Here is an 18558-nt window from a genome sequence, read left to right as displayed (position 1 = left end):
CAAAATGCTGAAACCGCGCGCAAAGCGGGGCAGTTGCGTGATTTTCGCCTTTATCCCGGCGCAAAAAAATGCTGACCTGGGATATACTTGCTGCGCATTCCGGCAACTGTCACGGCCCCCGGCGGCCAGGAGAGGTTTTGTTGCGCGTCAGTCGTTCGTTAACGATAAAGCAGATGGCCACCGTGTCCGCCGTGGCGCTGGTCACTATCTGTATTTTTATCGTCATCCAGTTATTCCATTTTGTGCAGCAGCGCAGGGTGGATTACGCCCAGCAGATGGAGAACGTCGCGCATACCGTGCGTCAGCCGCTGTCCGAAGCGGTGCTCAAAGCCGATATCCCGCAGGCCGAACGCATTCTGAATACCCTTAAGCCGGCGGGCATTCTGTCGCGCGCCGATGTGGTGCTGCCGAACGCCTTCCAGGCGCTGCACGCCGACTTCGCGCCGGAGAAGCCGGTGCCGCGCTTTGTCGCCCGGCTGTTCGAACTGCCGGTGCAGATTACGCTGCCGCTCTATTCGGTCGAGCGCAGCGGGTTGCCGAAGCCGATTGCCTATCTGGTGCTGCAGGCTGATTCGTCGCGCGTTTATCAGTTCCTGCTCAGCACGCTGTCCACCATGATCACCACCTATCTGCTGCTGGCGCTGATTCTGTCCGTGGCGATCAGCTGGTGTATCAACCGGCTGATCGTGCATCCGCTGCGTAATATTTCGCGTGAGCTGCAGGAGCTGCCGCCGCCCGCCATTCTCACCCATAAGCTGGCGCTGCCGCACAATCATCGCGACGATGAGATCGGCATGCTGATTCGCAGCTACAACCGCAACCAGCAGGTGCTGGAGTCGATTCACGATGAGATGAGCCGGCTGACCACCCATTTCGCGGTGACCGATTTGCCCAACCGCGCGCTGTTTCTGGCGCTGCTTGATCAGCACATCCGCCATCGCCACAGCCAGCAGCCGTGGGGGCTGATGGTGATCCGTATCGAAACCCTGCAGGAAGCTAATGGCGTCCTGAGCGATGAGCAGCGCGATACGCTGATGCTGACGCTGGTGGAAAAAATCCGCAGTACCATTGATGACCATACGCTGCTGGCACAGACCGGACCGAGTGACTTTGCGCTACTGATGAAGCGTGCGCACAACCCGTTTCGCGCCATGCGGCTGGCGCGAAACCTGATGCTACGCATCAACCAGCCGGTGAACCTGTATCAGCTGCAGCTGCGCCCCAACGCCAGCATTGGCCTGGCGCTGCATGATGACAACACCGTGTCCGCAGGCGAACAGCTGGCGCGCGCCACGTCGGCGATGATGTCGGCGCGCCATCAGGGTAAAAACCAGATTCTGTTCTTTGACCCGGCGCTGACCGAGCGGGCGCAGAAGCGCTTAACCCAGGAGCACGACATCCTGCAGGGCCTGCAGGACGGCCAGTTTGCGCTCTATCTGCAGCCGCAAATCAATATGGCCACCGGCGAGCTGGCCGGCGCAGAAGCGCTGCTGCGCATGCGAATGCCGGACGGCAGCTATGGTTTATCCGAAGAGTTCATCGCCAGCGCCGAAGAGATTGGCGTCATCTCCGCGCTCGGCCGCTGGGTATTTGAAGAGGCGTGCCGCATTATCGCTGGCTGGCAGCGCCACGGCATCAATCTGCCGCTCAGCGTGAATATCTCCGCAGTACAGCTGCGCGATGCCAGCGTGGTGAGCCATCTGCAGGGGCTGCTGGAGCGCCACCGCATTGCGCCGGGTAACTTCGTGCTGGAGATCACCGAAACCGCGCAGATTGGCGATGCTGAACAGGCGATGGCGCTGCTGCGCTCGCTGCAGCAAACCGGGGTGGCGGTCGCGCTGGATGATTTCGGTATGGGCTACTCCAACCTCAACTACCTGCATCAGTTCAAAGCGCTGCCGGTCAATAAGCTGAAAATGGATCGCAGTTTTGTCGCCGCGCTGCCGGATGATGACACCATGGTGCGCATCGTGGCGGCAATTGCCGATATCATTCACCTCGACGTGATTGCCGAAGGCGTCGAAACCGCCGAGCAGCGCGACTGGCTGCTGGCGCGCGGAATTACTATAGGACAGGGCTATTTATATGCTGAAGCCCTGCCGTTATCGGTGTTTAACCAGCGCTGGCTGGCCAGCTCGTCACCGTCTGAATAATCACCTTATTTATTGATTTTCCTTGCAGAATTGCACCGTTATGGGGTGCTGAAGCGTTTCAGTTCATAGTTAGAGTTTTGTAACTTTTGTAAGGAATGTAAGGGTATACTAATCCTGTTAACAGAGTGTTATTTTCCTCGCCATCGGTAAGGTCATACGCTTCCAGGCGGCTTGCCGCATGCGTTTCTCCATAACAATGGCGGTGAATGCCGTCTATACCTGGACACCTGTTATGAAACTGTTCAAAAGCCTCTACTTTCAGGTGCTGGTTGCCATCGGCATCGGCGTCCTGTTAGGCCACTACTACCCTGAGTTAGGCGCGCAAATGAAGCCGCTTGGCGATGGCTTCGTTAAGCTGATCAAGATGATCATCGCCCCCGTGATTTTCTGTACGGTGGTGACCGGTATTGCCGGCATGGAGAGCATGAAAGCAGTTGGACGGACCGGCGCAGTAGCGCTGCTCTATTTCGAAATTGTCAGCACCATCGCGCTGATTATCGGTCTGGTGGTGGTCAATGTGATCCAGCCGGGCGCGGGAATGAACGTCGATCCGGCGACGCTGGATGCCAAAGCGGTTGCGGTCTACGCGCAGCAGGCTGAGCAGCAGGGCGTGATTGCCTTCCTGCTAGACGTGATCCCGAACAGCGTGGTCGGTGCCTTCGCCAGCGGTAACATCCTGCAGGTGCTGCTGTTCGCTATCCTGTTTGGCTTTGCGCTGCATCGCCTCGGTAACGCCGGCACCGTGATGTTCAACGTCATCGAGAGCTTCTCGAAGGTGATTTTCGGCGTGATCAACATGATCATGCGTCTGGCGCCGATTGGTGCGTTCGGCGCCATGGCGTTCACCATCGGTAAATATGGTGTCGGATCGCTGGTGCAGCTCGGTCAGCTGATTATCTGCTTCTACATCACCTGCGTACTGTTCGTGGTGATTGTGCTGGGGATTATTGCCCGCTGGGCCGGCTTCAACATCTTTAAGTTTGTTGCCTACATCAAAGAAGAGCTGCTGATTGTACTGGGAACGTCTTCGTCCGAGTCGGCGCTGCCGCGTATGCTGGACAAGATGGAGAAGCTGGGCTGTAAGAAATCGGTGGTCGGGCTGGTGATTCCAACTGGCTACTCGTTCAACCTCGATGGCACGTCGATTTACCTGACCATGGCGGCGGTGTTTATCGCTCAGGCGACCAACGCCCACATGGATGTCTTCCACCAGATCACGCTGTTAGTGGTGCTGCTGCTCTCCTCCAAAGGCGCGGCAGGGGTGACCGGCAGTGGCTTTATCGTGCTGGCGGCTACGCTGTCGGCGGTGGGACATCTGCCGGTGGCCGGTCTGGCGCTGATTCTCGGGATTGACCGCTTCATGTCGGAAGCCCGTGCGCTCACCAACCTGGTGGGTAACGGTGTGGCGACTGTGGTGGTGGCGAAGTGGGTCGGCCAGCTCGATGAAGCGCAGATGAAAGCGACGCTTTCTTCAGCGAAAAAGGTCAATAACGCTTCACAGACCAGCGCGTAATCCTCTATTTGCGTTAATTTGTCGTGAAATGCCCGCTGTCGCTTGCCCTGACAGCGGGCATTTGCATAATAACCCCATTGATTTTTTTCCCGATTTTTTTCCTCGTCGCGCGACATCCTGACCTTCCTGTGGTCAAAGAGTCTGTCGTTGTATAAACGTGGCGGCAGCCTGCCGCCGTGGTTCGCTGAAAAGCGGCCGCCTATGGCGCGCACGAGCGTTTATCTGTTTGAGTAGGGGTTCACATGCAGGGCACCAGAATTCGGCTTTTGGTTGGCGGATGGCTGCTTGCGGCATCTGGCTTCGGCGTCCACGCCGAAACACTTCAGCCTGATCCCGCCTGGCAGGAAGGCAAACTGGACAATGGTTTCAGCTGGCAGCTGCTGACCACACCACAACGTCCGAGCGATCGCATCGAGCTGCGCCTGATAGTTAATACCGGTTCGCTGGTGGAAAGCGCCCAGCAAACCGGGTTCAGCCATCTTTTACCGCGTCTGGCGATGGTGCATAACACCGCGCTGGATACCAATCAGCAGCGCGCATTGTGGCAACAGGCGATGGATCCGCAGCGACCGCTGCCGCCGGCCATCTCATCTTATGATTTCACCCAATACAACCTTAGCCTGCCGAACAACCGGCCGGAGCTGCTGAAAGAGGCGCTCAGCTGGCTGGCGGCCACCGCCGGTAAAATGACCATCAATGAGCAGGTGGTGTCGACCGCGCTGACCGCCACCGATCCCATCGCGACCTGGCCGCCCAATACGCAGGATGTGTGGTGGCGCTATCGCCTGAAAGGGTCGACCATGCTGGCGCATGACCCGGGCGAACAGCCGCGCGCGCCGGTGGATATCGCGCAGCTTAATGCCTTTTACCAGCAGTGGTACACGCCGGACGGCATGACGCTGTACGTGGTGGGCAACGTGGATAGCCGCAGCATGGCGGAGCAGATCAACAAAGCGTTCTCGCCACTGCAAGGCAAACGGGTGGCGCCCGCGGCGCTGCCCACGCTGTCGCCGCTGCCGCATCAGCCAATCAACCTGGTTAACGGCGGCATGATGCAGGATCGCCTGTCGCTGGTGTGGGATACGCCATGGCAGCCGATCCGCGACTCGCAGAATCTGCAGCGTTACTGGCAGAGCGATCTGGCGCGCGAAGCGCTGTTCTGGCACGTCCAGCGCGCGCTGGCCGACAGCAAAGCGCAAAACGTGCAGGTTGGCTTCGACTGTCGCGTGCTGTATCAGCGTGCGCAGTGCGCCATTAACATGGATTCGCCTAACGCGTCGCTGGCGCAGAACCTGAACCAGGTGGCGCGTGAACTGGCCACCGTGCGTGACAAAGGTCTGCCGCAGGAGGAGTTTGATGCGCTGATGGCGCAAAAGCTGCTGGAACTGAACAAACTGTTTGCCACCTACGCGCGCACCGACACCGATATTCTGATGGGGCAACGTCTGCGCTCGCAGCAGAATTCCGTGGTGGATATCGCGCCGGAGCAGTACCAGAAACTGCGTCAGGCGTTTCTCAGCGAGTTAACGCGCGACCAGCTCAACCAGGAGCTGCGCCAGCAGTTAACGCAGGAGCTGACCATGGTGCTGATTCAGCCGCAGGGTGAGCCCGAAACCAACGTCAGGATGCTGCAGGACAGCTGGGACAAGGTAATGAAGGTTCCGGATGCGCCCGCCGCCGCCGCTACCCCGGATGAGGCTAAACCCGAAAATAATGGCAGCGCGAGCGCGACCGATCCGGCTCAACCCTCCTCATGACACAGGGCGCATGAATCCCCGCAATAAGGTGCGCTGCAGTAAGGCGGCACGGGTGTTCATCCTCAGGAGCTTATGTAAGTGACCGGGATGAACGCGCGCCGCCAGCGCCGCTGCGGTTCAATGTAGCAGCGGCATCAGGTCTTTGCGCGCAGCCATTCGGTCACCAGCATCGGCCAGCTGGCCAGCGGCAGATCCGCCACGCCACGAATCCCAAAGCCGTGGCCGCCTTTCTGATAAAAGTGAATTTCCGCCGGCACCTTGTGCTCCCGCAGGGCACTAAAAAACACCATGCTGTTATTAACGGAAACCGTCTCATCGTCAGCGGCGTGGATCAGCAGCGTCGGCGGCGTCTGGCCGTGCACGCGCGTCTCCAGCGAATAAGCATCAATGCTTTTTTGATCCGGCCATGCGCCCAGCAGGCGGGTGCGTGAACTTTCATGCGCCAGACCGTCGCGCATGCTGATGACCGGATAGAGCAGCACCATCGCATCAGGCCGCGGTGACAGGCTGTCGGCCTGATGCTGCAGTGGATAGATTTTTTCGCCAAAGCGGGTGCCGAGACTGGCGGCCACGTGCCCGCCGGCGGAAAAGCCCATCATCACGATGTATTTTCCGTTCAGGCCGCGCTGTGAGCGCTCGCGCAGCACGCGCACCGCACGCTGGGCATCGGCCAGCGGCGCATCCGGCCCTTCATGATGGCCGTCGTACGGCAGGCGATAGGTCATTACCGCCAGCGTGTAGCCCATCGAGGTAAAAAAGGTGGCGAGGGCGCTGCCTTCGCGGTCGATCAGTACGCGCTGATAACCGCCGCCCGGTGCCACCAGCAGGGTGATACCGTTTGAGGTTTCCGGGTGCCAGATCGCCATCTCCGGGCAGCGCACACCGGTGGCGGCGCGGTCGTAAGGTTCGAACTCTTTGGCCAAATCGACGATCTGCGGCTGAGCGCGCGAGTCACTCGCGCCTGGCGCGTCGCCGTGCGGCCAGATATTGATAATTTCTGTGTGCATAAATCTGTCCTGAGCGAGTCATGTTGTCGTTATTGTGTTCGCGGTCGACCTGACAGCTTCCTGCTGTGGTTGATTAAAACATGGTCTTTTTTCGCGCGATCGTCCAGCCGAAAACCGCCGGCGTCGCCAGTTTCGGACTATGCCTGGCGGTCGGGTTTATCGTCGTAATGCATTGAATTTAAATCAGTCTGATTAGCGGCATTTAAGTGGTGAGCGTCAGGCAGAGAGGCGGCTGGATGGCGTGCGTCATTAGTAAAAATTGCCCGGTGAATCTGCGTCATTAAGCCAAATTTTCGCGGTGATATTTTTCAGCGCAATAATCAATTTGCCGTCAGGGCAGAGGGGAAATTGTCGCGACGCGCAGCAGGCAGCGCGACGCGACAATCGTGTGCGGTGTTAAACGGTTTTTGGCATCGCGCTGTGCGGAATAATCGCGCCGCGATGCTGGATCACCGTACTGGCGGTGAGATGGCCGCGCGCTGCGGCCTGCTCCACGCTGCCACCCGCGAGGCGCACCGCCAGATAACCGGCGCTGAAGGAGTCACCTGCGGCGGTGGTATCGACAATCTGCGCCGGAGCCAGTTTGATGGCCGCAACGTCCCGCAGCGGATCGTCGCCGCGCGCTACCAGGCAGGAGTTAGCACCACGTTTGATCACAATCTCCTGCACGCCGGCGGTGCGCGTGCGCGCAATTACGTCCGCCAGCGGCTGTTCGCCCCACAGCAGGTGTTCATCATCCAGCGTCAGGAAGGCGATATCGGTGTGGCGTAGCATCGCCGCATACGCCTGCTGCGCACTGGCGCTATCCGCCCACAGACGCGGCCGGTAGTTGTTGTCAAAAATCACGGTGCCACCGTTTTGCCGGCAGGCACTGAGCAGCGCCATCAGCTTTTCGCGGCTGGCCTGAGGTAGGATCGCCAGGCTGATGCCGCTCAGGTAGAGATAGTCGTAATGCGCCAGCTGCTGACAGATGGCCCCGGCCTGCGGGCTATCCAGCCAGAAGCGCGCGGCAGCATCGCTGCGCCAGTACCAAAAGGTGCGCTCGCCGTGGGCATCGGTTTCGATGAAGTAAAGCCCGGGCATTTTGTCCGGCAGGCGCTGCACCAGCTGCGTGTGCACCTGCTCCTGCTGCCAGGCCGCGATCATCTGGTCGCTGAAGCTGTCGGTGCCCAGCGCGGTGACATACTCCACACGCAGCTGGCTGGGATCGCTCTGCCGTGCCAGATAGACCGCGGTATTCAGCGTATCGCCGCCAAAGCCGCGTTTGATGTTCTCACCTTTTTCGGACAGCTCAATCATGCATTCGCCAATAATGGCGATGGTTTTCTGCGTCATGGTGTTTGGCCTGTAGTGAATGCTGCGCTCTAGTCTCGCGTCTGGTATGGCAGTCGTCAATGCTTTTTAAAACGCTGTTTTAATTTGCCTTAAGGCGTAAAGCCGCGCTTCTGCACCGATTTAGCGGCCAAACCGGGGGTTGTTTTGCCGATTAAGCCGCAGACACGCTGCTAGACTCAACAGCTCGTGTGGCTGCGCAGACCAATAAAGTTATCCAGGGGAGAGCCGATACTTGCCACTGAGATGCTATTTGCAGGCACTCAATACCAACCAGGAAAACACCATGGTGATGAAGAATTTGAGTCATCGGCTGCCTTTTTCTCCCGAACTTGAGCAACAACAGGAAACCCGTCTCTACTGGCAGCAGTGCCAACGGTGCTACACTTTCCAGCCGATTTACCAGGTTTCTGGCCGCTTACTGGCTATTGAACTGCTTACCGCCGTGGTGCATCCCGCCGCACCGGAGCAAAACGTGTCACCCGAAGACTATTTCGAGGCGCTGACCATTGCCCAGCGTCTCGACATCGTCCAGGAGCAGCTTGAACTGTTATTACAGTGGGCTTCCTTCTTCAGCCAGCGTCAGCTGGTGGCCTCCGTCAATATTGATGGTCCCACGTTACTGGCCATTCAGCAGCATGCGCCCGTGCGCGCGCTGATCGTCCAGCTGCCGTGGGTGCGCTTCGAACTGACCGAGCATCACGCGCTGCCGCAGGAAGAGATGGTGGCTCAGATGCCGGAGCTGGGCCCGCTGTGGCTGGATGACTTTGGGTCCGGCATGGCCAACTTCTCCGCGCTGACAGAATTGCGCTACGACTACATCAAGCTTTCGCGCGAGCTGTTTATGCTGCTGCGCGCCAGTGATGAGGGCCGCTCGCTGTTCTCCATGCTGCTGGCGCTGATCAACCGTTACTGTAACGGCGTGATCGTCGAAGGGGTGGAAAACGAGGAGGAGTGGCAGCAGGTACGCAACTCGCCCGCCATGGCCGCACAGGGCTATTATTTTTCCCGTCCGCTGCCGTTTAATCAGCTGGAAAACCTGGTACTTGAGCTTCCGTGATTCCGTTCTGCCGCGTCTCGACTATCTTTAAGGAGACGTGGAAGGGCAAGGAGGAGGCAAAATGTCGCGTACAGGAAAAATAATTAGCTGGGTGGTCGGGATTTTATTGTTGCTGGTTGTGGTGGTCGTGGTGATTATCGCCACCTTTGACTGGAACCGCCTGAAGCCAACCATCAACCAGAAAGTCTCGGCAGAACTGAACCGGCCGTTCGCTATTCGCGGCGATCTTGGCGTTGCCTGGGTGCGCAATCGCGAAGAGCCAGGCTGGCGCAGCTGGGTGCCGTGGCCGCAGGTGCACGCTGACGATGTCATGCTCGGTAATCCGCCCAGCGTGCCGGAAGTGACAATGGTGCATTTGCAGCGGGTGGAAGCCACGCTGGCGCCGCTGGCGCTGCTGCACAAAGAGATTTACCTGCCGTGGATTAAGATGCAGCAGCCGGATGCGCGACTGGTGCAGACCGCCGATAAGAAAAATAACTGGACCTTCAACCTCGCCAGCAGCGAAAACAGCGACCCCAACGCGCCGCCTTCGGCATGGTCATTCCGCCTTGATAATATCCTGTTCGATCAGGGACAGCTGCGCTATCGCGACGCCATCAACAAAGCCGATGTCACGGTGAAGATCAATCCGCTGGGTAAACCGGTGCCGTACGCGCAGGTCGCGGGCGGTAACGACCAGCAAAAAGGGGCCGGTGATTTTGTGTTTGGCTGGCAGGCGAGCGGGACCTACAACAACCAGAAACTCGACGGCGACGGTAAGATTGGCGGTATGTTGTCGCTGCGCAGCAAAACCACGCCGTTCCCGTTGCAGCTCGACGTACGCAATGGCACCACACGTGTGCGCGTGGATGGCACCCTGCAGGATCCGCTCAATCTCGGCGGGCTGGATGTGCGGCTGCGCTTCTCCGGCGACACGCTGGCAAATCTGTACGGCTTAACCGGCGTGCTGCTGCCGGACACGCCACCGTATGAAACTGACGGCCACCTGATTGCGCGTTTCAACGAAGAGAAAGGGCCGCTGTTCCGCTACGAAAAATTCAACGGTCATATTGGTGACAGCGATATTCACGGTTCGCTCAGCTACCGTCAGGGCAAACCGCGTCCGACGCTGAGCGGCGAGCTGACGTCGAACCAGCTGCGTATGGCGGACCTTGGGCCGCTGATTGGGGTTAACTCCGGCAAGGGCAGTGAAAAAACGGCGCAGGCCAAAGCACAGCGCGGTGAGGCCAGCACCCAGCCGGCGGATCGCGTGTTGCCACATGACAAGTTCGATACCAAAAACTGGGATGTGATGGACGCTGACGTGAAGTTCAGCGGCAAGCGTATCGAGCACAGCAGCAAGCTGCCGCTCAGCGATCTCTATACCCATCTGCAGCTGAAAAATGGCGACCTGCTGCTGGATCCGCTGCGCTTCGGCATGGCCGGCGGCAGCATTAATTCGACCATCCATCTGGAGGGCGATCGCTCACCGATGCGCGGCCGCGCCGACCTGCATGCGCGCAAGCTGCAACTGCGTCAGCTGTTCCCGGATGTCACCGCCATGCAGCGTAGTCTCGGCCAGCTCAACGGGGATGCCAGCCTGACCGGCACCGGCAATTCGGTGGCCGACCTGCTGGGCACCAGCAATGGCGAGCTGAAACTGTTGATGAACGATGGCCTGATCAGCCGCAGCCTGATGGAGATTGCCGGGCTGAACGTCGGTAACTATGTGGTGGGTAAACTGTTTGGCGACGATGAGGTGCGCATCAACTGTGCCGCGACCGACCTGAATATCCGTCAGGGACTGGCGACGCCGCGGCTGTTCGTGTTTGATACCGAGAACGCGGTGATTAACGTTACCGGCAACGCTAACTTTGCTAATGAGCGACTGGATCTGTCGATCAATCCGGAGAGCAAGGGCATTCGTATCATTACGCTGCGTTCGCCGCTGTATGTGCGCGGCACCTTCAAAAACCCGGATGCCGGAGTCAAAGCCGGTCCGCTGCTGGCGCGTGGTGCCGCAGCCGTCGCGCTGGGGGCAGTGGTCGCGCCGGCGGCCGCACTGCTGGCGTTGATTTCACCAAGCGACACCGATGATAATCAGTGCAGCAACGTACTCCAGCAGATGAAAAGCAAAAAGTGATCAGTTACGCCACAGCACTTTGATGATGTGGTAGCCAAAAGCGGTTTTCACCGGTCCGTAAGGTTGCAGCAGCGGGCAGGTGAACACCGCTTTATCAAACGCCGGCACCATCTGCCCTTTGCGAAACTCTCCCAGATCGCCCCCGTTACGCCCGGACGGGCAGGTCGAGTGTTTTTTTGCCAGTTGCTGAAAGTTCGCGCCTTTTTCCAGCTGCGCCAGTAGCGCTTTTGCCTGCGCTTCCTGTTTCACCAGGATATGTAAAGCCGCCGCGGTTTTCGCCATGATGGTGTTCCCGTTATGTATAATGTGCGACGCATTATATCCCCGTCATACTTCAAATTGCAGATGCGTTGGCTGCGTGTGTTCGCTCCGGTCACTTACTATTGTAAGCTCCCGGAGACTCACCCACTTGCCGCCTTCCTGCAATTCGAACTATTTAGGGGATCGTCCCTGTTAAACGAATTGTTGAGTGAAATTACGTTATGCGTCTTAATCCCGGCCAACAACGTGCTGTCGAATTTGTCACCGGTCCCTGTCTGGTGCTGGCCGGTGCGGGTTCCGGTAAAACCCGCGTGATCACCAATAAAATCGCCCATCTGATCCGTGAATGCGGCTATCAGGCGCGCCATATCGCGGCGGTGACCTTCACCAACAAGGCGTCGCGCGAGATGAAAGAACGTGTGGCGCAAACGCTGGGACGCAAAGAGGCGCGCGGCCTGATGATCTCAACCTTCCACACCCTGGGCCTGGAGATCATCAAGCGCGAATACAAGGCGCTGGGCATGAAATCGACCTTCTCGCTGTTCGACGATCAGGATCAGCTGGCGCTGCTTAAGGACCTGACCAAACAGTGGCTGGAAGAAGATAAAACCCTGTTGCAGCAGCTGATTTCCACCATCTCCAACTGGAAAAACGACCTCGTTGATCCGCAGGGCGCGGCCGGCCTCGCCAAATCACAGCGCGACCAGATTTTTGCCCATTGCTACGCGCTGTACGATCAGCATCTGAAAGCCTGTAACGTGCTGGATTTCGACGATCTGATTCTGCTGCCGACCCTGCTGCTGCAGCGTAATCAGGAGGTGCGCGAACGCTGGCAACAGCGCATCCGCTATCTGCTGGTGGATGAGTATCAGGACACCAACACCAGCCAGTATGAGCTGGTGAAGTTGCTGGTCGGCGCCCGGGCGCGCTTTACCGTGGTCGGCGATGACGATCAGTCTATCTACTCGTGGCGCGGCGCGCGGCCGCAGAACCTGGTGCTGCTGAAAGAGGATTTCCCGGCGCTGGAAGTGGTGAAGCTGGAGCAGAACTACCGCTCGACGCAGCGTATTCTTAAATGCGCCAATATCCTCATCGCCAACAATCCGCACGTGTTTGAAAAGCGGCTGTTCTCTGAACTGGGCGAGGGCAGCGAGCTGAAAGTGCTGAGCGCCAACAACGAAGATCACGAAGCCGAGCGCGTGGCGGGCGAGCTGATTGCCCATCACTTTATTAATAAAACCCAGTACAAAGATTACGCGATTCTTTATCGCGGTAACCATCAGTCGCGCGTGTTTGAAAAGCTGCTGATGCAGAACCGTATTCCTTATCGCATCTCCGGCGGCACGTCGTTCTTCTCGCGGCCGGAAATCAAGGACTTGCTGGCCTATCTGCGCGTGCTGACCAATCCGGAAGATGACAGCGCGTTTCTGCGCATCGTGAACACGCCACGCCGCGAGATCGGCCCCGCGACGCTGCAGAAGCTGGGTGAATGGGCCAATTTGCGCAACAAAAGCCTGTTTAACGCCAGCTTTGATATGGGGCTGGAACAGACGCTTTCCGGGCGCGGGCTGGAGCATCTGCAGCGCTTTACCCACTGGCTGAATGAAATCGTTCAGCTCACCGAGCGTGAACCGGTGAATGCGGTGCGCGACCTGATTCGCGGCATCGACTACGAAAGCTGGCTGTTCGAAACTTCCCCCAGCCCGAAAGCGGCGGAAATGCGCATGAAGAACGTCAATACGCTGTTTCAGTGGATGACCGAAATGCTGGAGGGCGACGAACTTAACGAGCCGATGACGCTGGCGCAGGTGGTGACGCGTTTTACCCTGCGCGACATGATGGAGCGCGGCGAGAGTGACGAAGAACTCGATCAGGTCCAGCTGATGACGCTGCACGCCTCGAAAGGCCTGGAGTTCCCCTATGTCTATCTGGTGGGCATGGAAGAGGGGCTGCTGCCGCATCAGAGCAGTATCGATGAGAACAATATCGAAGAGGAGCGTCGCCTGGCCTACGTGGGCATCACCCGCGCGCAGAAAGAACTGACTTTTACCCTGTGCCGCGAGCGCCGTCAGTACGGCGAGCTGGTGCGTCCGGAACCAAGCCGCTTCCTGCTGGAACTGCCCCAGGATGATGTGGCGTGGGAGCGTGAGAAAAAGGTGATCAGCGCCGAAGAGCGGGTGAAAACCGGGCAAACGCGCGTCGCCGGCTTACGTGCGATGCTGGAGAACGCGAAGAAGGGGTGATTATTTCGTCAGAGCCGCAAGCCTGGTCTCTGGCGAAAATCGTTGCGCGCGCCGCAGAGGCAAAGCGCCCGGCAAAGCAAACTTCACTCGCGTAAAAGCGCAGTTGCCGGGCGTTTTTCAATGCAGCAGCAGCAGGTTCGATCAGGAAATCGTCAGCAGCCAGTGCACATACGACTGGTAATGGCTCTCCTGCTCCAGCAGCTCGGCGCGCAGCGGATGCGCAGCCAGCCAGCCTGCCGGCAGCGTCAGATGCAGCGCATCATCATCCGCCTGCAGACGCACCGCCGGCAGCGTGTCGTCGCGCCGCCGGCTGGAGAAGATGATTGCCAGCCGCAGCAGACGGCTCAGCCGCTCTGCCATGCGCGGCGGCACGGCGTTTTGCTGCGTCAGCAGCGCCAGATCAATGCTGCCGCTCTGGTTCTGCAGCAGACAGGCCAGCATTTTTTTCTGTGCGGGGGTGAAACCAGGAAGATCGAGATGGCGAATCAGATACGCGGCGTGCTGCGGTGCCTGGCGGAAATCGACGCTCAGGCCAATTTCGTGGATTGAACAGGCGCTGAGGAGTAAATCACGACATCGCTGATCCAGCTTCCAGCTGCTGCTCACCTGACGGAAAAAGCTCTCTGCCAGCTGGCGCACGCGGCCCGCCTGCTCAACATCAATGGCGAAACGACGCTGAACGTTCTGCAGCGTGCGGCTGCGAATATCGCGGTCAATCGGCAGATGCAGCATGCCGTACACCAGCCCTTCGCGCAGTGCGCCGCCGGCCAGCGTCATGCTCTCAATGCTCAGCTCGTGGAAAATGGCGATCAGAATCGACAGGCCGCTGGGAAACACCAGCGCACGCTCCAGCGTCAGCCCTTCAATCTCCAGCTCCTCCAGCTTGCCGCACTGAATGGCACGCTGCTTAAGCTGCTGCAGTTTGCTCAGGGTGATGCGCTCATCCATGCCCTGCGCCACCATGATCTCCTGCAGCGCCTGGACGGTGCCGGACGCGCCCACGCAAATCTGCCAGCCTTTCTCACGCAGTGCCGGCGCAATCGGACGGATCATTTCACGCGCGGCCTGTTCGGCCTGGGCAAAGTTCTCTTTGGCGAGATGACGATCGCTGAAGAAGCGCTCCAGCCAGGTCACACAGCCCATTGACAGGCTAAACAGCGTAGTAGCATGCGCACCTTCGCCGGTCACCAGCTCGGTGCTGCCGCCGCCGATATCGACCACCAGCCGCTGGTCAGAGCCGCCGGTGGTGTGGGCAACACCCTGATAGATCAGGCGCGCTTCTTCCTCGCCGCTGATGACGTTCACCGCACAGCCGAGAATCTGTTCCGCCTGAGTCAGGAAATCCTGCGCGTTGCTGGCAATGCGCAGCGTGGCGGTTGCCACCACGCGGATTTGTTCCGGGGGAATGTCCTGCAACTGCTCGGAGAACAGACGCAGGCACTGCCAGCCGCGCTGCATCGCCTCAGCCGAGAGATGGTTGGCCGCATCAAGACCTGCCGCCAGACGCACCTTGCGTTTAATTCGCGCGACGGTCTGAATACTGCCGGACACTTCGCGCACCACCAACATATGAAAGCTGTTAGAACCTAAATCAATCGCAGCATAAAGTGACGATGCGCTTAGCATGTGTGCTTAACCCGAACGTTTACGGTTGTTGTTGCGCGGGGCACCGCCGCGACGGTTGCTGTTGTTGCCACCGCGACGTGGACCGTTGCCCGAGCGGTTACGCTGCAGGCGTTTCGGTGGCGGCAGGTCGCTCAGCAGGGCGTCGCTGTTGTACTTGCTCACCGGAATACCGTGACCGATGTACTCTTCAATCGCCGGCAGGTTGAGCGCGTACTCTTCACAGGCCAGGCTGATGGAGTGACCGCTGGCGCCAGCACGACCGGTACGGCCAATGCGGTGCACGTAATCTTCGCGATCGTCCGGCAGGTCGTAGTTGAAGACGTGCGTAACTGCCGGGATGTGCAGGCCGCGCGCGGCGACGTCGGTGGCAACGAGGATATCCACATCACCTTTGGTGAAGTCGTCCAGAATGCGCAGGCGTTTTTTCTGCGCCACGTCGCCGGTCAGCAGGCCCACGCGGTGACCATCGGCAGCCAGGTGGCCCCAGATATCTTCACAGCGATGCTTGGTGTTGGCGAAGACGATGGCGCGATCCGGCCACTCTTCTTCCAGCAGGGTCTGCAGCAGACGCATCTTCTCTTCGTTCGAAGGGTAGAACAGCTCTTCTTTAATGCGGTGGCCGGTTTTCTGCTCGGGCTCAACTTCGACGTATTCGGCGTTGTTCATGTGCTCGAACGCCAGTTCACGTACGCGGTAAGAAAGCGTGGCCGAGAACAGCATACTCAGGCGCTGGGTGGCCGGCGGCATGCGGCGGAACAGCCAGCGAATGTCTTTAATGAAGCCGAGATCGAACATGCGATCCGCTTCATCCAGTACCACGACCTGAATGGCGCCGAGGTTGATGTGATTTTGTTTGGCGTAGTCAATCAGGCGTCCGGTGGTGCCCACCAGAATATCGACGCCGTCTGCCAGCACCTTCAGCTGCTTGTCATAGCCGTCGCCGCCATAGGCCAGGCCCAGCTTCAGACCGGTGGCCTGCGCCAGCGGCTCGGCATCGGCATGAATCTGCACCGCAAGCTCACGCGTCGGTGCCATGATCAGCGCGCGTGGCTGATTAACCTGGCGGCCTTCAGCAGCAGGATGAGAAAGAAGATAATGAAACGTTGACGTCAGGAACGCCATCGTTTTGCCGGTACCGGTTTGCGCCTGACCCGCGACATCACGCCCTGAAAGCGCAAAAGGCAACGCGAGCGCCTGAATCGGCGTGCAGTTATGAAAGCCTTTCTTATCAAGGGCTTCCACTACCTGTGGGTGCAGGGCGAAGTCGGAAAACTTCTGTTCTGTTAAGTGTGTTTTGCTCATAGTGTGGTAGAATATCAGCTTACTATCGCTTTACGAAAGCGTATCCGATGAAATAAAGTCAACCTACGTTGGTATATTTTACGCCAATTCGCCAGGCATAATCTTTGGAGTTAAACATGAGCAGCGATAAAATCGTTCACCTGACCGATGACAGTTTCGACACTGACGTGCTGAAAGCCGACGGTGTGACGCTGGTAGATTTCTGGGCTGAATGGTGTGGTCCTTGCAAAATGATCGCCCCGATTCTCGACGAAGTCGCAGAAGAGTACGACGGTAAGCTTACCATCGCCAAGCTGAACATTGATGAAAACCCAGGTACTGCGCCAAAATACGGTATTCGCGGTATCCCGACCCTGCTGCTGTTTAAGAACGGCGAAGTGGCGGCGACCAAAGTGGGTGCGCTGTCTAAAGGTCAGCTGAAAGAGTTCCTGAACGCTAACCTGGCTTAAGCCCGGCGCGGTGTTTGTTCGGCAGTGGTGAATTTTTTCGCCACTGCTGGACGTCTCCCTTCAGGCGTGTTAAGTTGACCTCACTGCATTACGCACTTACCTTGTAGTTTGCATCTAAAGTTTTCCCTTGTCAGACCCAGCTCGCATTGAACGTTTTCGTGGTTTGGCAATCTGACGGCTAGCACATTCGGCATCACCTTTCGACCGTCTCCTCGCTTCCTATCGCCACATCTGACGATAACCGTCGAGCAGCGTTGAAAAAGAGCCATTAACAGGCATGGAATTTTTGCCATACCATTCACGACAAACATTTCGAGAATTACCCCGAGTTTAAGAACCCATCACTATGAATCTTACCGAATTAAAGAATACGCCGGTTTCTGAGCTGATTACTCTCGGCGAAAATATGGGGCTGGAAAACCTGGCGCGTATGCGCAAACAGGACATTATTTTCGCCATCCTGAAACAACACGCGAAGAGCGGCGAAGACATCTTCGGTGATGGTGTGCTGGAGATACTGCAGGATGGATTTGGTTTCCTCCGCTCCGGAGACAGCTCCTACCTCGCCGGTCCCGATGATATCTACGTTTCTCCCAGCCAAATCCGCCGCTTCAACCTCCGCACTGGTGACACCATTTCTGGCAAAATCCGCCCACCGAAAGAAGGTGAACGCTATTTTGCGCTGCTGAAAGTTAACGAAGTTAACTACGACAAGCCAGAAAACGCCCGTAGCAAGATTCTGTTTGAAAACCTGACGCCGCTGCACGCGAACAACCGTCTGCGCATGGAGCGTGGTAACGGTTCGACCGAAGACCTGACGGCGCGCGTGCTGGATCTGGCATCGCCAATCGGTCGTGGTCAGCGTGGTCTGATCGTCGCACCGCCGAAAGCCGGTAAAACCATGCTGCTGCAGAACATCGCGCAGAGCATCGCGTACAACTATCCTGACTGCGTGCTGATGGTGCTGCTGATTGACGAGCGTCCGGAAGAAGTGACCGAAATGCAGCGTCTGGTGAAAGGCGAAGTTATCGCGTCTACCTTTGACGAACCGGCCTCGCGTCACGTGCAGGTTGCAGAGATGGTGATCGAGAAGGCTAAGCGCCTGGTCGAGCACAAAAAAGACGTTATCATCCTGCTGGACTCCATCACCCGTCTGGCGCGCGCCTACAACACCGTGGTACCGGCGTCGGGTAAAGTCCTGACCGGTGGTGTTGACGCCAACGCCCTGCATCGTCCGAAGCGTTTCTTCGGTGCGGCACGTAACGTGGAAGAGGGCGGCAGCCTGACCATCATCGCCACCGCGCTGGTTGATACCGGTTCGAAGATGGACGAAGTGATTTACGAAGAGTTTAAAGGTACAGGTAACATGGAACTGCACCTGTCACGTAAAATCGCTGAGAAGCGCGTGTTCCCGGCTATCGATTACAACCGTTCCGGTACGCGTAAAGAAGAGCTGCTCACCTCTCAGGAAGAGCTGCAGAAGATGTGGATCCTGCGCAAAATCATCCATCCGATGGGTGAAATTGACGCGATGGAGTTCCTCATCAATAAACTGGCAATGACCAAAACCAACGACGAATTCTTCGATATGATGAAACGCTCGTAATCTGTTGCCGCCGGTAACGGCCTGAGCCAGCCGGCTAACGGCACAAATTGCCAGGATTTATGACTAACGCCACGTCTTAACGTGGCGTTTTTCATTTGTGGGCATTAGGATTATGCCTGTCAGGAAG

Annotated in this window: 13 protein-coding genes; 8 read left to right on the top strand and 5 right to left on the bottom strand. The window is 58.1% G+C overall.

What is annotated here, in order from left to right:
• The first annotated feature begins 140 nt into the window (after nucleotides 1-140).
• From hmsP to F3I21_RS18845, 3 genes are all read left to right on the top strand, one after another.
• Complete coding sequence (gene hmsP, locus F3I21_RS18855; protein WP_021507002.1) at nucleotides 141-2153, top strand: biofilm formation regulator HmsP; 2013 nt, start codon at nucleotides 141-143, stop codon at nucleotides 2151-2153.
• A 232-nt stretch (nucleotides 2154-2385) separates the two neighbouring features.
• Nucleotides 2386-3666, top strand: coding sequence for a dicarboxylate/amino acid:cation symporter (locus tag F3I21_RS18850; protein WP_031279619.1), 1281 nt, complete (start codon nucleotides 2386-2388; stop codon nucleotides 3664-3666).
• Nucleotides 3667-3908: 242 nt separating this feature from the next.
• Complete coding sequence (locus F3I21_RS18845; RefSeq protein WP_058771050.1) at nucleotides 3909-5423, top strand: pitrilysin family protein; 1515 nt, start codon at nucleotides 3909-3911, stop codon at nucleotides 5421-5423.
• A gap of 134 nt (nucleotides 5424-5557) precedes the next feature.
• Here F3I21_RS18845 and F3I21_RS18840 read toward each other — a convergent pair whose 3' ends face one another.
• Together F3I21_RS18840 and F3I21_RS18835 are read right to left on the bottom strand one after the other, a co-directional pair.
• The gene (locus F3I21_RS18840; protein WP_150059523.1) at nucleotides 5558-6430 is read right to left on the bottom strand and encodes an alpha/beta hydrolase; all 873 of its coding nucleotides are present in this window, start codon (nucleotides 6428-6430) and stop codon (nucleotides 5558-5560) included.
• A 396-nt stretch (nucleotides 6431-6826) separates the two neighbouring features.
• A complete protein-coding gene (locus tag F3I21_RS18835; protein ID WP_150059522.1) occupies nucleotides 6827-7765 on the bottom strand; it encodes a sugar kinase in 939 nt (312 codons plus the stop codon).
• 283 nt (nucleotides 7766-8048) lie between these two features.
• Between F3I21_RS18835 and pdeH the strand changes: the two genes are divergently transcribed.
• A complete protein-coding gene (pdeH, locus tag F3I21_RS18830) occupies nucleotides 8049-8822 on the top strand; it encodes a cyclic-guanylate-specific phosphodiesterase (RefSeq protein ID WP_021506997.1) in 774 nt (257 codons plus the stop codon).
• Between the two features lie 61 nt (nucleotides 8823-8883).
• Nucleotides 8884-10944, top strand: a complete 2061-nt coding sequence (locus tag F3I21_RS18825; RefSeq protein WP_058775505.1) for an AsmA family protein — start codon at nucleotides 8884-8886, stop codon at nucleotides 10942-10944.
• Here F3I21_RS18825 and ppiC read toward each other — a convergent pair whose 3' ends face one another.
• Nucleotides 10945-11226, bottom strand: coding sequence for a peptidylprolyl isomerase PpiC (ppiC, locus tag F3I21_RS18820; protein ID WP_058758095.1), 282 nt, complete (start codon nucleotides 11224-11226; stop codon nucleotides 10945-10947).
• A 200-nt stretch (nucleotides 11227-11426) separates the two neighbouring features.
• Here ppiC and rep point away from each other — a divergent pair, with 200 nt between their 5' ends.
• Complete coding sequence (gene rep, locus F3I21_RS18815) at nucleotides 11427-13448, top strand: DNA helicase Rep (RefSeq protein WP_058758096.1); 2022 nt, start codon at nucleotides 11427-11429, stop codon at nucleotides 13446-13448.
• A 141-nt stretch (nucleotides 13449-13589) separates the two neighbouring features.
• On the opposite strand, the gene ppx is transcribed toward rep, so the two are convergent.
• Together ppx and rhlB are read right to left on the bottom strand one after the other, a co-directional pair.
• Nucleotides 13590-15074, bottom strand: coding sequence for an exopolyphosphatase (ppx, locus tag F3I21_RS18810; protein WP_031279616.1), 1485 nt, complete (start codon nucleotides 15072-15074; stop codon nucleotides 13590-13592).
• 6 nt (nucleotides 15075-15080) lie between these two features.
• A complete protein-coding gene (gene rhlB / locus F3I21_RS18805) occupies nucleotides 15081-16376 on the bottom strand; it encodes an ATP-dependent RNA helicase RhlB (protein ID WP_031279615.1) in 1296 nt (431 codons plus the stop codon).
• A 116-nt stretch (nucleotides 16377-16492) separates the two neighbouring features.
• Between rhlB and trxA the strand changes: the two genes are divergently transcribed.
• A complete protein-coding gene (trxA, locus tag F3I21_RS18800) occupies nucleotides 16493-16825 on the top strand; it encodes a thioredoxin TrxA (RefSeq protein ID WP_021313352.1) in 333 nt (110 codons plus the stop codon).
• A gap of 346 nt (nucleotides 16826-17171) precedes the next feature.
• A complete protein-coding gene (rho, locus tag F3I21_RS18795; protein ID WP_021506991.1) occupies nucleotides 17172-18431 on the top strand; it encodes a transcription termination factor Rho in 1260 nt (419 codons plus the stop codon).
• The last annotated feature ends 127 nt before the right edge of the window (nucleotides 18432-18558 follow it).

The sequence above is a fragment of the Pantoea sp. B_9 genome (assembly GCF_008632015.1).
Taxonomy (GTDB): Bacteria; Pseudomonadota; Gammaproteobacteria; order Enterobacterales; family Enterobacteriaceae; genus Pantoea; species Pantoea dispersa.
This window is presented reverse-complemented; position numbering and strand designations above follow the sequence as displayed.

Coding starts and splice junctions, on each gene's coding strand:
- F3I21_RS18850 (WP_031279619.1), top strand. CDS start 2,386: ATGAAACTGTTCAAAAGCCTCTACTTTCAGGTGCTGGTTGCCATCGGC.
- F3I21_RS18845 (WP_058771050.1), top strand. CDS start 3,909: ATGCAGGGCACCAGAATTCGGCTTTTGGTTGGCGGATGGCTGCTTGCG.
- F3I21_RS18840 (WP_150059523.1), bottom strand. CDS start 6,430: ATGCACACAGAAATTATCAATATCTGGCCGCACGGCGACGCGCCAGGC.
- F3I21_RS18835 (WP_150059522.1), bottom strand. CDS start 7,765: ATGACGCAGAAAACCATCGCCATTATTGGCGAATGCATGATTGAGCTG.
- pdeH (WP_021506997.1), top strand. CDS start 8,049: ATGGTGATGAAGAATTTGAGTCATCGGCTGCCTTTTTCTCCCGAACTT.
- F3I21_RS18825 (WP_058775505.1), top strand. CDS start 8,884: ATGTCGCGTACAGGAAAAATAATTAGCTGGGTGGTCGGGATTTTATTG.
- ppiC (WP_058758095.1), bottom strand. CDS start 11,226: ATGGCGAAAACCGCGGCGGCTTTACATATCCTGGTGAAACAGGAAGCG.
- rep (WP_058758096.1), top strand. CDS start 11,427: ATGCGTCTTAATCCCGGCCAACAACGTGCTGTCGAATTTGTCACCGGT.
- ppx (WP_031279616.1), bottom strand. CDS start 15,074: ATGCTAAGCGCATCGTCACTTTATGCTGCGATTGATTTAGGTTCTAAC.
- rhlB (WP_031279615.1), bottom strand. CDS start 16,376: ATGAGCAAAACACACTTAACAGAACAGAAGTTTTCCGACTTCGCCCTG.
- trxA (WP_021313352.1), top strand. CDS start 16,493: ATGAGCAGCGATAAAATCGTTCACCTGACCGATGACAGTTTCGACACT.
- rho (WP_021506991.1), top strand. CDS start 17,172: ATGAATCTTACCGAATTAAAGAATACGCCGGTTTCTGAGCTGATTACT.